Genomic DNA, 13,589 nt, shown 5'->3' with positions numbered 1-13,589 from the left:
CCGACGACAGCATGCTGAAGTGGGTGCCGTGTGGGGTGCGGGCCGGTGCCGGACTTTCCAAATGGTCTCTCAGGCCGATGGATCGCGGTGCAATTCGACGGCGATGCCTTTGAGGCCGGGGACGGCCGGGTAGCGGCGCATCACCTCGGGGTCGTGGCCGGGGACGATGTGCTGCGGGCTGGGGGCGAGGGCGCGCAGCGTGTCGAAGCCGTCGAGCATCGCGCCGACATGGAAGGCCGTGGTGAAGGGGCGGCCGCTGTCCATGTTCTCGTAGAAATGCGTGACGTCGGAGGCGAGCACGACTTGGCCGCGCGCGCTGTTCACCCGCACGCATTGCAGGCCCATGGAATGGCCGCCCACGGCATGGACGGTGATGCCCGGCGCGACCTCTCCATCGCCCAGGTGGAAGACGGTGCGGTCGGCATAGGTCATGCGCACGATGCCGACCACGTCCTCGACCTCGAAGGAATGGCGCAGCTTGTGGTGCTTCATGTAGTGGCCGCAGGCGTAGTGCATCTCGGCTTCCTGGAGGTGGAAGAGCGCCTTCGCGAATTTGTGGAAGCTGCCGACATGGTCGTAGTGCAGGTGGGAGATGATGACGTCCTCCACCGTGTCCGGATCGACGCCGAGCAGGGGCAGGCTCTCGACCGGACAGCGCAGGTGGTTGCGCTTGCGCCGGGCGGCGACCTCGGCGGTGAAGCCGGTGTCGATGACGATGGCGCGGTCGTCATTCACCGCGACCCAGACGAAGTAGTCCATGGGCATCGGCGCATCATGCGGATCGCCGCCGATGAAGTGCTCGTGGCGCCGTGCGTCGCGCGTGGCGTAGCGCAGGGCGTAGATGCGATAGATGGGCTCGGTCACGCCGCGTTCTCCTGGGGCGCCGCGGCGTCCGGGCGCAGGCCGAGCGCGAGCCCGACCATCCAGGCGTCGCGCAGCACGGAAAGGTAGTCGCCGGGCTGGTTGGCATCGCCGACCAGCGTATGGGGCAGCCCGGTGGCCTCGACCGCCGGGAGCGGTTCGCGGTTCGGCAGGGCGCCGACCGCGGCGATCACATGCGTGATGCCGTCGATGCGGTGGGATGTGCCGCCTTCGGTGAAGTGCAGCGTGCCGCCTTCGAGGCGATCCGCCCGCGCCCCGATGTGGAAGGCGACGTCCGCCGCGCGCAGGCGGATCATCATGTCGGTGCGGTTGTTGCGCGCCATGGCGGGGGCGATGGCGGTCAGCGCTTCCAGCACCGCGATGCGGCAGCCGCGCAGGGTCAGCATCTCGGCGACCTCCAGCCCGACGATGCCGCCGCCGATCACCGCGACGCCGGCGCCTTCGGGCACCAGCGACGGGTCGGCGATGACGTCCCATGCCTGGAGCGGCGCCGCTCCCGGCAGGGTGTAGGGGCGTGGCCGGGCGCCGGTCGCGATCACGACATGGTCCGGCGCGAAGGCGTGGATCATGGCCGCCGTCGCATCGACGCCGCAGCGGACGCGCACGCCCGCGGCGATCGCCTGGTCCCAGCGCCAGGTCCAGAGCGGGCGCACCTCCTCCTTGTCCGGCGCTGCGACGGCGAGATGGATCTGCCCGCCCGGGCGCGCGGCTTTCTCCCAGACCTCGACCTCATGGCTGCGGGCGGCGGCGAGGCGCGCGACCTCCATGCCGCCGACGCCGGCGCCGAGGACCAGGATGCGCTGCCGGCGCGCCGCGGGTGCGAGAGGCGGCTCGGCGAATTCCGGGGCTTCCAGTTCCGTCCCCAGCATCGGGTTGGTCACGCAGGCGACGTCGCGCTCGAGCGTCAGCCGTTCGAAGCAGACATTGCAGGAGATGCAGAGGCGGATCGGCGTCGCCGATTCCCCGAAGGCCTTGCGCGGCCAATGCGCATCCGCCGTCAGGGCGCGGCCGAGCGAGACGTAGTCGGCGGCACCGCTGGCCAGCACGGCCTCGGCGTCCTCGGGCGTCACGATACGGCCGGCGATGATGGTGGGGATGCCCACCGCCTCGGTGATCGGGCGCGCATGAGGTTCGAGGGTGCGGCGCGGCATCGAGGGCGGCTGGATGCAGAAGCGCGACAGCGCCGGGCTTTCATTCGTGCCGCCAGACAGGTCGAGCGCCGTCACCCCCGCCGCTTCCAGCATGCGGGCGAGTTCGACCATCTCCTCGATCGGATAGCCGTCCTCGCAATATTCGGTGCAGGAGATGCGCACCCAGAGCGGGAAGTCGGGCAGCGCGTCGCGCAGGCGGTGCACGGTTTCCAGCAGCAGCCGCGCGCGGTTCTCCAGGCTGCCGCCGTATTCGTCACCGCGCCTGTTGATGCGCGACGTCAGGAATTGCTGGAAGAGGTAGCCATTGGCGGCGTGCAGTTCGACCGCGTCATAGCCCGCCTGCCACAGGCGCCGCGCGGCAGCGACGAAATCCTTCTGGATCCCGACGATCTCGGCCTTGTCCAGCGGCCGCACCGCATCGCCGGTATTCGGGTTGTGCCAGGGGGAGGGGCCGACCGGCTCGGTGTTCAGTACCATGCGCCGCAGCAGCCCGCCGCGGTGGTTGAGCTGGCCGATGGTCAGGCAGTCATGGCGCTTGATCGCTTCCACCAGCCGCGCGAGGCCGGGGATGAAGCGGTCATGGTAGAGCCAGAGGGAGTTGGTGTGGGCGCGGCCGCCGGCGCTGACCGCCATCGCCTCGGTGACTATGGCGGCGACGCCGCCCTTGGCGCGTTCCTCGTAATAGGCGCGGTCGCGTTCAGTCGAGAGCCCGTCGCTGGTGCTGAAATTCGTCCCCATCGGCGCCATGACGAGGCGGTTCTTCATGCGCAGGGGACCGATCATCCCCGGCTGCTGCAACAGCGACGGCATGCTCATTTCGCCTTGTCCGCGTCGAGCACCGCCTGCACCGCGGCCGGGTCGCAGGCGATGGATACGCCCGCACGTTCAAGCTGCAGCTTCATCGGCACGCGACTGTCAAGCGCCTCCCAGCCGCGGTTCATCGCCTCGTTCATCTCCTCGAGCGTGAGGTTGCAGAAGCGCATGGGCACGCCGAGGTCGCGGCCCATCTGCACGGCGAGCGTGACATCCTTGTGCGCGAGCTTCAGCGAGAAGGCCGGCGGGTCGTATTTGTCGATCAGGAATTGGTCGGTGACGCGGTCGAAGGTGCGCCGCCGGCCAAGCGAGCCCTGGCGGATCGCCTTCCACAGATCGAGCGGGTCCATCCCCGCCTTCACCCCCATGGAGAAGACCTCGGCCATCGCGGTCTGGATGGCGTAGCCGGCCATGTTGTGCACCAGCTTCGCCACCGTCGCGGTGCCGGTCGGGCCGATATGGGCGGCCTGGTCGCCGAAGCTGTCGAGCAGCGGCTTGTGTTTGTCGAACACTGCCTTGTCGCCGCCGACCCAGATGGCGAGCTTGCCGCTCTCAGCCCCCTTCGGGCCGCCGCTGACCGGGGCGTCGAAGCCGAAGGCGCCCTTCTCGGCCAGCGCCTCGGCGAAGCGGCGCACCAGCGCCTGGGAGTTGGTCGAGAGGTCGAAATAGGCCGCGCCCTTCTGGACGCCGGCGAGGATGCCCTCCGGGCCGAAGACGACGGGCTCGACTTCCTTGGGGCCGGGCAGGGAGGTGAAGATCACCTCGCATTGCTCGGCGACGGCCTTGGGGCTGTCGGCCCAGACGGCGCCGGCGGCGAGGCGGTTCGCGCCTGCCTCCCGACGGATGTCGTGGATGACGAGCGCATGGCCGGCCTTCTGGATATTGGCGGCCATGAAGGCCCCCATCGTGCCGAGGCCGATGAATCCCACCTTCATCGCGTCAGCCCTTCGCCTTGTCCTGGGCCTCGAACACGTCCACGGCGACGTGGGCGGCGGTCATGGCGGAGGGCCAGCCGGAATACATCGACAGGTGGGTGATGATCTCGCTCACCTCCTCGCGCGTCAGGCCGTTGCCGAGGCCGCGGCCGATATGGCTGTTGAGCTGGTCCTGCCAGCCGAGGGCCACGAGGGCGGCGATGGTGACGATGCTGCGGTCGCGCTTCGAGAGCTGCGGCCGTTCCCACACATCGCCATAGACGTAGGTGTTCGTCATTTCCACGAGCTTCGGGAAATGCGGGTTGATGCGGTCGCGGCGGGCGGAAGGCGGAGCGGCCATGGCGGTCTCCTGAGCAGCGTCGCGGCGGTCGCGGCGCGGGTGCGCGGCGGGCGTAGGGCGCGGCGAAGCCAGGCCATGTGCGGCCGGGGCCATGGGGCCGGCCGGCGCGGAGCCATCGGTCGAAGCGCTTCCATCCCGTCGGGGGCGCCGTTCGGCGTCCTGAAGGCGAGCATTCCAGCCCGGAACCGCCCGGTCCAATGGAATGCCTGCCAGAAGCCATAGACGGCGTTTATGCTGCGATGCAGGGAGAATGCGCCATGAACCTGCGTCAGTTGGAGGTCTTCCATGCCGTGATGCGCGCCGGCACCGTTACAGGTGCGGCGCGGCTGCTCGGCGTCACGCAGCCTTCCGTGAGCACGGTGCTGAAGCATTGCGAGACGCAGTTGCGCATGCCGCTGTTCCGCCGCATCGGCGGGCGGCTGCATCCGACGCCGGAGGCCGAGGCCATCCTGCCGGACATCGAAGCCATCTTCGCCCGGCTCGATTCCGTCGGCCGCCAGCTCCGTGACCTCAAGGGAGGCAGCATCGGCACGCTGTCGCTCGCCGGCGCCTTTCCCATCGCCAATGGCTACCTGGCCGCTACCGTCGCCTCCTTCCTCGCCGAGCGGCCGGGTGTGCGGATCGTGCTCCAGGCGCTCACCTCGTCCGAACTCATCGACCGCGTGGTCAGTCGAGAGGTGGAACTCGGCGTCGGCCTCGAGCCGGTGGTCCATCCGGAGGTGGAAACCGAGGTCCTCGTCTCATCCGGCGTCGCCTGCGTGATGCGCGATGACCATCCGCTCGCGGGGCAGGAGGAGATCGCGATCGGCCAGCTCGACGGCATGTCGATCACCACCTTCCTCTCGCGTGCCCCGCTTCGTGGCTATGTGGACAGGGCGCTGTCCGATGCCGGGGTGGTGCCGCACATCAGCGTCCAGGTCAGCATGTCCATGACCGGCATGGCGCTCGCCTACCACGGCGCGGGGATCGCGCTGGTCGAGCCCTTCCTGCTCAGTACCCTGCCGCTGCCGGGACTGGTGGCGCGGCCCCTGCGGCCGCGGATCGAGATGAAGACGCTCTTGATCCGCGCCCGCTCGGCGCCGCGCTCTGCCCTCATGACACGCTTCGTCACGCACCTGCGGCGGGAGGTGCCGAGGCTGCTTGGCTCCTGATCCACCCCATGTGTCGGTGACGACCGCTCGAATGGTCCCAGCTCCACCAAGTTGCGACAATGCGCGGGCAGCGCTCCCGATTCCGCCCGCCCGTCGCGGCTCAAGTCTCCGATCCGCCTGTCCGCATCGCAGGACGACGCCCGGATGGCGATCTTCGCCGAGCTTCATGCCGCTTCCGGGCGAGCAGATGCGGGCGCGGCGAATGCCGCGCAGCCCGGCTGAGGCGCAAATTGCTCGGTTCGGGCCGGCAGCACCCGGATGACCGGGTGCCGAATCGGGCCCTGACGATGACGATGCTCTCCGACGCCCGCGCATGATCCTCAGCAGGGCGGCGCAGCGCGGGCGATGTCGGCGATGCCGCCCGTTGCCGCATGGCGGAGCATGCCGCGCGGCCAACGGGCCGAGATCCTGCCGGAGGAGATCGTCGCCACGACCTCAAGGATCTCCGCGTGCATGATCTTCGCGCGATGCCTCCAGGAATTCTGCTCGATGCAGCGATTGCTGGCTCACGGCTGACCGCCCGACCCCGTTCCGGCCTGCTCGTCGGCAAGATGGAGGCGAAGGCCGCGACTGGCGACGCGGGTATCTGCACCATCAGCGCGCTCGCGCCGAATCCGCATGGCGGGGAGAACCCGCGATACGGGCGGCCGGGGCGGATGCCGGGAAGCGTCAACGTGCCGGTGGCGTCGTGCGTGGATCCCCGGTCAATGACGTTCCGGTCGCGGGAGCAAGTTGCTGCCACCTTCGCCGCCGCCGGGGCGGATCGATCGAAGCGGATCATCCTCCACTGCGGCGGCGGCATCGCGGCGACGCCGGGCGCCTTCCTGCTGCACCAGCTCCGCCATGCCGACCTCGCAGTTTACGACGCATCCATGAGCGAGTGGGCCAAGGACGTCTTTTTGCCCATCGAGGTCGGGTGACCACCATCCACGCCGCATGGGGAGATTGGGCGGCCTGGCGGGAGCTGGCTCGTCGGTCGGCCTATCCGCGCGAAGATCGACGTCATTCCTCGACGCGGAAGCCGACCTTGATGCTGACCTGGTACTGCGCGACCTTGCCATCCTGGACGCGGCCACGGATCTCGCTGACCTCGAACCATTCGATGTGTCGAAGCGTCTTCGCCGCACGGGCAATGGCGGTCTCGATCGCATCGCTGACCGACTGCTTCGAACTGCCGACCAGGTCGGTCCTGCGATAGACGGGTTCCTCCTGCATCGTTGCCTCCCTTGGTCGGCCCGTTGGTGGGCGGCGTGATGGTAGCACCGCGACAGGGTGTGCGTGCGACGGGCCTGTCGGTGTCCGTTCCGCTACGCATGAGGCCGAAGCGGGGCCCTCCCCCTGCGGGGTGCGCGGCCGCGTCCGCCTCCGGCCTGCCGGTGGCGCTGGATGGCGTGGTCCTGCGAGCGGGCGTCGCCTGCACCGAAAGTACCACTGGGCGGCTCCGCAGCGCCGGCGCAATCCTCGCGATCGAGGACGCGGCGCCGGAACCGGCGTGTCCTGCCTGGCTTCATCGGCCTTGCCGCGCCGATGCCATCCAGCTTACGGAAGATGAGGCAACCGCGAAGCCGGAGGCGCATGCATGCCGAGGTGAGCGGGGCTGACAGACCCTGAGGGTCGCAGGACTTTGCCTCCAAGCTTTAAGCGATTGACTTCATGCTGCTTTCAGCGGCAACCAGATATTGATTCCTGCGCCCCTGATGGCCTCGGCGGTCGTGCTCGCAAGACCATCTCCGAGCCACCATGTCGCTCGCTGAGACCATTAGGCGCCGCCCATGCATGCAATGCGCCCGGCAAGCCTGAGGACCCATGTCCGACATTGATCGCGTCTTCTCCCGACTTGGCCCGAAGAAGCACGCTTCGAGCGACAAGCGCGAGCTGGTGAACATCCCACGCAGGGGCGGCTCGCCCGGCAGCAGGGTCGTCGAGGTCGTGCATGTACGATCGGGCGGCGCGCAGCCCGGCAAGGAGGCGCCGCGACGGTCCGCCTTCAGCCTGCGTTCGGAGACATGGGACGACGGGTTTCCGGCCAGGCCGGCTGCGCGGCTTCCTGCCGGCATCGCGCCCGCGGCGCCCGGCGCGGCGGAGCCGGTGACCCATGTGATGCCGATGTGGGAGCCTGCGTCTCCGGCGGCCGAGGGCACGCGCCTGGCGCCAAGCCAAGCACCCCATGCCCCGGAGGAGGCAAGGGCCATCCCTTCCTGCGGCCGACCTGGCCGCGGCAGCAGCAGGCGCGTCGCCGATCCGTTCGACGCGGATGATGATGGGGCGAATTGCATTCGCTGCGGCTACCTGGTCGAGCGGCCGCGCGAACAGCGCGGGCTGATGACATGCGCGGCGTGCGGGTAGGCCAGGAGGCCACACCAGCCGCAGCATCCCATCGAAGCCAGCCATCGGACGGCACGACGCCGCGGTTGGGCGATGGCCGATCGGCAGATTCGAGCGGCGGCCAGTGGCGATCGGCGCCCCCGCGGCACAGGGCAGTGGCTGCGTCATGGGGAACAATGAACACGACGAACCTGCCTCGCCGGGCGGCATCGTGATATAGGTGATCCGTTCTGGATGCGCGGCGGATGATGAACGGCCAGCGCCTTTCCAGTGTTGAGTCGCAGCACCACGACAGTGATGTCGTGCGGGTGGCGTTGTTGCGCCGGCGGTCGCGGTCACGCGCGCTGCTGATCGTTCTCCTCGGCCTGGTGGCCCTGTTCTATGGTGTGACGGTTGCCCGGCTCGGGGAACATGCCGCAGCCCGCCAGACGGCTGCGGGGTCGTCCCCCTGATCGTCGCGCGGCCCGCCCCCGACAACCCTTTCGGCGCCCCCAACGGACGGCCACGCCGACCGGCGGCGGGCGGCTCTCGTCCGGACCTTCGACGCATCCCTCAGCCCTGCCGCGCGCGGGCCAGCATCCGTGCGTGCGAAGCGGCGCCAGATATGCTACCAACCGTGGTGCAGTTGTTGGCCTGTGAGCCTGTCGTTCGACGGACACTTGGTCACCCTCGACACCGCAGGCTGCAAGGCCAGCCTCCGTGGCACCGCGTCACGGCAGGGGAGGCTGCGTGTGGTTCATGAGGAGGGAACGCGATGGCCCAGGTCTCGCTGGCTTCCCAGGCCAACCCCGACCAGGCTGAGCCTGTCGTCCGCGCAATCGGCCTTTCCGACATCCGGATCGCCCTGGCCAAGGGCTACGAGGATTTCATGGAGATGCCGACGCAGCTGATCTTTCTCGGCGTGATCTATCCGATCGTCGGTTTCGTCGCGGCAAGGGCGGCATCCGGTGGAGCGCTGCTGCCGCTGCTCTACCCTTTGGTCGCCGGGCTGTCGCTGATGGGACCGATCGCGGCGCTCGGCATCTACGAGCTGAGTCGGCGGCATGAGAAGGGGCTCCCGACCACCTGGCTCAACGCCTTCGATGTCCTTCGCTCACCGGCGATCGGCTCGATCGCGGCGCTCGGCGTGATCATGAGCGTGGTCTTCGTCGCCTGGCTCTTTGCGGCCCAGGCCGTGTATCGAGCGACCATGGGCAACGAGCTGCCCGACTCCTTCTGGGCGCTGCTCGGCCAGGTGCTGACCACCTCCGCCGGTTGGAGCCTGATCCTGTGGGGGAATGTGGTGGGCTTCTTTTTCGCCCTGCTGATCCTCACGCTCACCGTCGTCTCCTTCCCCCTGCTGCTCGACCGGGATGTCGGGTTGCGCGTCGCGGTGCAGACCTCGGTGCGCGCGGTGCTGCGGAACCCGCTGCCGATGGCGGCCTGGGGCGTCATCGTGGCGGTTCTTCTCGCTCTTGGCTGCCTGCCGATCTTCGTCGGCCTCGCGGTGGTGATGCCGCTGCTGGGGCATGCGACCTGGCACCTCTATCGCCGGGTCATCGAGGGCTGAACCGAACCGCCCGCAACCCCGCGAAATGCCCGGTGGCCACATGCGGCCACCGGGCTGCGCTTCAGCCGGGGGCGCGGCTGAAGAACTGCAGCCGCGACAGCAGCGTGTTGTCGGCTTCCAGCACCATGATCGCGACGAAGATCAGCACCGCCACCGGCGGCACCAGGATGGCATAGCCGAGGGCCAGCCTCTCCCACTTCATGTGCATGAAGACGGCGACGATCAGCCCCGCCTTCAGCATCATGAAGGCCAGGATCAGCGACCAGCGCAACAGCCCCTGCAGGTGGAAGAAGTCCACCAGGTAGGAGAAGGTGCTGAGCACGAACAGCCAGATCCAGACCACGAGATAGAGCCGGATCGGGTGCTGCTGCCCCACTTCCTGCGCGACCGGAGCATGAACGGCCGCGCCGTGCCCCGCATGCACATCCGCTGCGTGCGCCATGCCTCGCCTCCTACCAGAGATAGAACAGCGCGAAGATGAAGACCCAGACCAGGTCGACGAAGTGCCAGTAGAGGCCGGTGATCTCGACGATCTCGTAGCGGCCGCCGCGGCTGGTGAAGAAGCCCGGCCGGCCGGTGTCGTAGTCCCCGCGCCAGACCTTGCGCGCGACGATCAGCAGGAAGATGACGCCGATCGTCACATGGGTTCCGTGGAAGCCGGTGATCATGAAGAAGGCGGAGCCGAACTGCTCCGCGCCCCACGGGTTGCCCCAGGGCCGCACGCCTTCATGGATCAGCTTCGTCCACTCGAAGGCCTGCATGCCGACGAAGAGCGCGCCGAAGATCGCCGTGACGACCAGCATGAGCGCCGTGCGCCTGCGGTCGCGGCGATAGCCGAAGTTGACCGCCATGGCCATGGTGCCGCTGCTGGTGATCAGCACGAAGGTCATGATGGCGATCAGGATCAGCGGCATGTGGGTGCCGAAGATCTCCAGCGCGAAGACCTCGCTCGGGTTGGGCCAGGCCACCGTGGTGGACATGCGCACGGTCATGTAGGCCAGCAGGAAGCAGCCGAACACGAAGGTGTCGCTGAGGAGGAAGATCCACATCATGGCCTTCCCCCAGGAGACGTTCTTGAATACCCGTTGGTCCGAGCTCCAGTCGGCGACGAAGCCTTCCATGCCGCCCGGCCGTTCCGCGGCCTGTGTCTGAGCGATGCCTTCCATCGTCGCGGACCTCCCTAACCGTGCAGCAGCAGGCCGAACAGCGCGATCCAGGCCACCAGGAGGAAATGCCAGTAGGTGGCGCACAGCTCGACGCTCAGGCGGAGCTGCGCAAGACCGGCACCCCGCGATGCGCGGTACGTCGTCCGGCCGAGCGCGACGAGCCCGCCCAGCAGATGCAGCCCATGCACCGCCGTGATCAGATAGAAGAAGGAGCTGGACGGGTTGGTGGCGACGCCGAAGCCTTCAGCCATCACCTGCTGCCAGGCGAGGTACTGCCCGGCCAGGAAGGCCAGCGCGGCGAGGCCGCCGGCGATCAGCCCGACCTCGATCCCCTGCCGCCAGCCGATGCGCGCGGCCACCTGGGCGCGGTGCAGGCCGAAGCTGCTGAGCGCGAGCAGGACCGTGTTGAACCAGAGCATCCACGGCGTCGGCAGAGGGCGCCAGTCATGCGACATGTGCATGCGCATCAGGTAGGCACTGACGAAGAGCGTCAGCAGCGCACCCACCACGGCCAGGAAGACCCAGAGTCCAAGCTTGGCAGGCGGGATCTCGGACGCTCCGGTGCCCGGTGCCTCGCCTGCCACGCCGACCTCCAGCCACGGCTTTGCCATCAGCCGCTGCCGCGAGAGCCACCAGGCCGCGATGGTCCCGATGACCGCGATGTAGAGGATGATGGCGCTCATTCCGCGGCTCTCGCGGGGGGCTGGTTCTGCGGGATGAAGTCCCGCGCCGCGCCCGGCACGCTGTAGTCGTAGGCCCAGCGGTAGACCACCGGCAGGTCCCGCCCCCAGTTGCCGTGCGGCGGCGGTGTCTCCGGCGTCTGCCATTCGAGCGACGTCGCATTCCACGGATTGCCGCCGGCGGGCCTGCCGCGCCGGATGCTCCAGGCGAGGTTGAACAGGAAGAGGATCTGCGCCGCGCCGACGATCAGCGCCATGACGCTGATGAAGGCGTTGAGCGTGTGGGCGGAGGCGGGAACGAAGGCCGTCTCGCCGATCTCGTGATAGCGCCGCGGCACGCCGAGGAGCCCGATGTAGTGCATCGGGAAGAAGATCAGGTAGGCGCCGAGGAAGCTCACCCAGAAGTGGATCCGGCCCATCGCCTCGTTCAGCATCCGGCCCGTGATCTTCGGGTACCAATGGTAGATGGCACCGAAGATGACGAAGATCGGCGCCACGCCCATCACCATGTGGAAGTGGGCGACGACGAACATGGTGTCCGACAGGGGCACGTCCACCACGACGTTGCCGAGGAAGAGCCCGGTCAGACCTCCATTGACGAAGGTGACGATGAAGGCCAGGGCGAACAGCATCGGCACCGTCAGGTGGATGTCGCCGCGCCACAGTGTCAGCAGCCAATTGTAGACCTTGATCGCCGTCGGCACCGCGATGACCAGCGTGGTGGTGGCGAAGAAGAACCCGAAATAGGGGTTCATGCCGCTGACGTACATGTGGTGCGCCCACACCACGAAGCTCAGCGCGCCGATGATGACGATCGCCCAGACCATTTGGCGGTAGCCGAAGATGTTCCGCCGCGCATGGGTGCTGATGAGGTCGGAGACGATGCCGAAAGCCGGCAACGCCACGATGTAGACCTCCGGATGGCCGAAGAACCAGAACAGGTGCTGGAACAGCAGCGGGCTGCCGCCATCGTGGTTCAGCCGCTGGCCCATCTCCACCAGGGCCGGCATGAAGAAGCTGGTGCCGAGCAGCCGGTCCAGCATCATCATCACGCAGCTCACGAAGAGCGCGGGGAAGGCGAGCAGCGCCATCACCGTCGCGGTGAAGATCCCCCACACCGTCAGCGGCATGCGCATCAGCGTCATGCCCCGCGCGCGCGCCTGCAGCACGGTAACGACGTAGTTCAGCCCACCCATGGTGAAGCCGATGATGAAGAGCATGAGCGAAAGGAGCATCAGCAGGATGCCCCAGTCCTGCCCGCCCGGCGTGCCCGAGAGGATCGCCTGCGGCGGGTAGAGCGTCCATCCCGCCCCGGTCGGTCCGCCGGGCGCGAAGAAGCTTGCCGCCAGCACCAGCACCGCGACCAGGTAGATCCAGTAGGACAGCATGTTGACGTAGGGGAACACCATGTCCCGCGCGCCGATCATCAGCGGGATCAGGTAGTTGCCGAAGCCGCCGAGGAACAGCGCGGTCAGCAGGTACACCACCATGATCATGCCGTGCATGGTGATGAACTGATAGTACTCGGCCGGGGTGATGAAGTCGAACACGCCCGGGAAGCCGAGCTGCAGCCGCATCAGCCAGGACAATGCCAGCGCCACCAGGCCGATCGCCGTCGCCGTCAGCGCATACTGGATGCCGATGATCTTGGCGTCCTGCGAGAAGACGTACTTCGTGATCCAGCTCCTGGGATGGTAGAGTTCGACATCCGCCACCTCGGCTGCCGGGATGCCATCGAGCCGATCGGATGTGGTGCTCATCGTGTGACCCTCCCGGCGGCTCTATTGCGCCGCGGCCAGGCGCGGCGCGAAGGTCGGCTGGCGCTCGAGCCACGCGTGGTATTCCGATTCCTCCACCACGACGACGCGCCCGCGCATCACGGCGTGCCCGAGGCCGCAGAGCTCGGCACAGACCGCTTCGAAGGCGCCGGTGCGCGTCGGCGTGAACCAGAAGAAGGTGACCTGCCCGGGGACCATGTCCATCTTCGCCCGGAACTCCGGCACGTAGAAATTGTGCAGCACGTCGACCGCGCGCAGCAGCACCTTCACCGGGCGACCGATCGGCAGGCGCAGTTCCCCGCCTTCGACGATCACATCGTCCTGGCCGGCAGGATCGGCGGGATCGATGCCGAGCGGATTGTCCGGCCCGATCAGGCGCACGGAAACCGCGCCGAGGCGCCCGTCGCGGCCGGGCAGGCGAAAGCTCCACTGCCACTGCTGGCCGACGATCTCGATCTCGGTCGCCTCGGGCGGCACGGTGATGAAGCGGTGCCAGACGATCAGCCCGGGTGCGAGCAGTGCCGCGACGCCGATCGTCGTGCCGATGGTGAGCCACCATTCGAGCCGCTTGTTCTCGGGTTCGTGCTCCGCCCTGTGGCCAGGCCGGTTGCGGAACCGCAGGACGCAATACGCCAGGAACAGGACGATCGCCGTGAAGGCGATGCCGGTGATCCAGAAGGTGACGATCAGCGTGTCGTCGATGTAGCCCCAGTTCGAGGCGATGGGCGTCCACCACCACGGGCTCATGACGTGGAAGACGACGGAGCCGATGGCCACCAGGGCGAGAGCGATCGCTACCAGCATCGGGGCTGCGTCCCT

The 13,589-nt window shown here is 68.1% G+C and carries 15 protein-coding genes; 4 read left to right on the top strand and 11 right to left on the bottom strand.

Going from position 1 to position 13,589, the window contains the following annotated elements:
• Positions 1-69: 69 nt before the first annotated feature.
• The 4 genes from GXW74_RS19210 to GXW74_RS19195 are packed head-to-tail and all read right to left on the bottom strand — an operon-like array spanning position 70 to position 4,121.
• Positions 70-864, bottom strand: a complete 795-nt coding sequence (locus GXW74_RS19210) for an N-acyl homoserine lactonase family protein (protein ID WP_211848162.1) — start codon at positions 862-864, stop codon at positions 70-72.
• A complete protein-coding gene (locus GXW74_RS19205) occupies positions 861-2,849 on the bottom strand; it encodes an oxidoreductase (RefSeq protein WP_211848161.1) in 1,989 nt (662 codons plus the stop codon). Before GXW74_RS19205 ends, GXW74_RS19210 begins: the two co-directional genes overlap by 4 nt.
• On the bottom strand, positions 2,846-3,781 hold the full coding sequence (locus GXW74_RS19200; RefSeq protein ID WP_211848160.1) for an NAD(P)-dependent oxidoreductase: 936 nt from the start codon (positions 3,779-3,781) through the stop codon (positions 2,846-2,848). Before GXW74_RS19200 ends, GXW74_RS19205 begins: the two co-directional genes overlap by 4 nt.
• Before the next feature lie 4 nt (positions 3,782-3,785).
• Positions 3,786-4,121, bottom strand: coding sequence for a carboxymuconolactone decarboxylase family protein (locus GXW74_RS19195; RefSeq protein ID WP_211848159.1), 336 nt, complete (start codon positions 4,119-4,121; stop codon positions 3,786-3,788).
• A gap of 257 nt (positions 4,122-4,378) precedes the next feature.
• Between GXW74_RS19195 and GXW74_RS19190 the strand changes: the two genes are divergently transcribed.
• Positions 4,379-5,272 carry a LysR family transcriptional regulator gene (locus GXW74_RS19190; RefSeq protein WP_211848158.1) on the top strand — a complete coding sequence of 298 codons (894 nt, stop codon included), beginning with the start codon at positions 4,379-4,381 and terminating at the stop codon, positions 5,270-5,272.
• 320 nt (positions 5,273-5,592) lie between these two features.
• Here the strand turns inward: GXW74_RS19190 and GXW74_RS28435 are convergent, their stop codons facing one another.
• Positions 5,593-5,727 (bottom strand): hypothetical protein, encoded by a 135-nt coding sequence (locus GXW74_RS28435; protein WP_272877316.1) that lies wholly within the window; start codon positions 5,725-5,727, stop codon positions 5,593-5,595.
• On the opposite strand from GXW74_RS28435, the gene GXW74_RS28050 reads away from it, so the two are divergent.
• Positions 5,722-6,192, top strand: coding sequence for a sulfurtransferase (locus tag GXW74_RS28050; protein ID WP_211848157.1), 471 nt, complete (start codon positions 5,722-5,724; stop codon positions 6,190-6,192). The genes GXW74_RS28435 and GXW74_RS28050 overlap by 6 nt on opposite strands.
• Positions 6,193-6,274: 82 nt before the next feature.
• Here GXW74_RS28050 and GXW74_RS19180 read toward each other — a convergent pair whose 3' ends face one another.
• The gene (locus GXW74_RS19180) at positions 6,275-6,487 is read right to left on the bottom strand and encodes a dodecin (protein ID WP_211848156.1); all 213 of its coding nucleotides are present in this window, start codon (positions 6,485-6,487) and stop codon (positions 6,275-6,277) included.
• A gap of 1,355 nt (positions 6,488-7,842) precedes the next feature.
• Between GXW74_RS19180 and GXW74_RS19175 the strand changes: the two genes are divergently transcribed.
• Positions 7,843-8,049: a hypothetical protein gene (locus tag GXW74_RS19175; RefSeq protein ID WP_211848155.1), complete on the top strand. Its 207-nt coding sequence runs from the start codon at positions 7,843-7,845 to the stop codon at positions 8,047-8,049.
• 302 nt (positions 8,050-8,351) lie between these two features.
• Positions 8,352-9,146 (top strand): DUF2189 domain-containing protein, encoded by a 795-nt coding sequence (locus GXW74_RS19170; RefSeq protein WP_211848154.1) that lies wholly within the window; start codon positions 8,352-8,354, stop codon positions 9,144-9,146.
• A gap of 61 nt (positions 9,147-9,207) precedes the next feature.
• Here GXW74_RS19170 and GXW74_RS19165 read toward each other — a convergent pair whose 3' ends face one another.
• From GXW74_RS19165 to GXW74_RS19145, 5 genes are read right to left on the bottom strand one after another with little or no spacing between them, the layout of a single operon-like run.
• Positions 9,208-9,588 carry a cytochrome C oxidase subunit IV family protein gene (locus tag GXW74_RS19165; RefSeq protein WP_211848153.1) on the bottom strand — a complete coding sequence of 127 codons (381 nt, stop codon included), beginning with the start codon at positions 9,586-9,588 and terminating at the stop codon, positions 9,208-9,210.
• A 10-nt stretch (positions 9,589-9,598) separates the two neighbouring features.
• On the bottom strand, positions 9,599-10,312 hold the full coding sequence (locus GXW74_RS19160; RefSeq protein WP_211848152.1) for a heme-copper oxidase subunit III family protein: 714 nt from the start codon (positions 10,310-10,312) through the stop codon (positions 9,599-9,601).
• A 14-nt stretch (positions 10,313-10,326) separates the two neighbouring features.
• Positions 10,327-10,995 (bottom strand): cytochrome c oxidase subunit 3, encoded by a 669-nt coding sequence (locus GXW74_RS19155; protein ID WP_211848151.1) that lies wholly within the window; start codon positions 10,993-10,995, stop codon positions 10,327-10,329.
• Complete coding sequence (ctaD, locus tag GXW74_RS19150) at positions 10,992-12,752, bottom strand: cytochrome c oxidase subunit I (RefSeq protein ID WP_211848150.1); 1,761 nt, start codon at positions 12,750-12,752, stop codon at positions 10,992-10,994. The genes GXW74_RS19155 and ctaD overlap by 4 nt, the downstream gene beginning before the upstream one ends.
• A 21-nt stretch (positions 12,753-12,773) precedes the next feature.
• On the bottom strand, positions 12,774-13,574 hold the full coding sequence (locus GXW74_RS19145) for a cytochrome c oxidase subunit II (protein WP_211848149.1): 801 nt from the start codon (positions 13,572-13,574) through the stop codon (positions 12,774-12,776).
• Positions 13,575-13,589 lie beyond the last annotated feature (15 nt).

Origin of the sequence: Neoroseomonas eburnea, assembly GCF_018129005.1 — a bacterium.
GTDB classification, from domain to species: Bacteria; Pseudomonadota; Alphaproteobacteria; order Acetobacterales; family Acetobacteraceae; genus Neoroseomonas; species Neoroseomonas eburnea.
The sequence above is the reverse complement of the archived record's forward strand: the minus strand, read 5'-3'. Positions and strand labels throughout refer to the sequence as shown.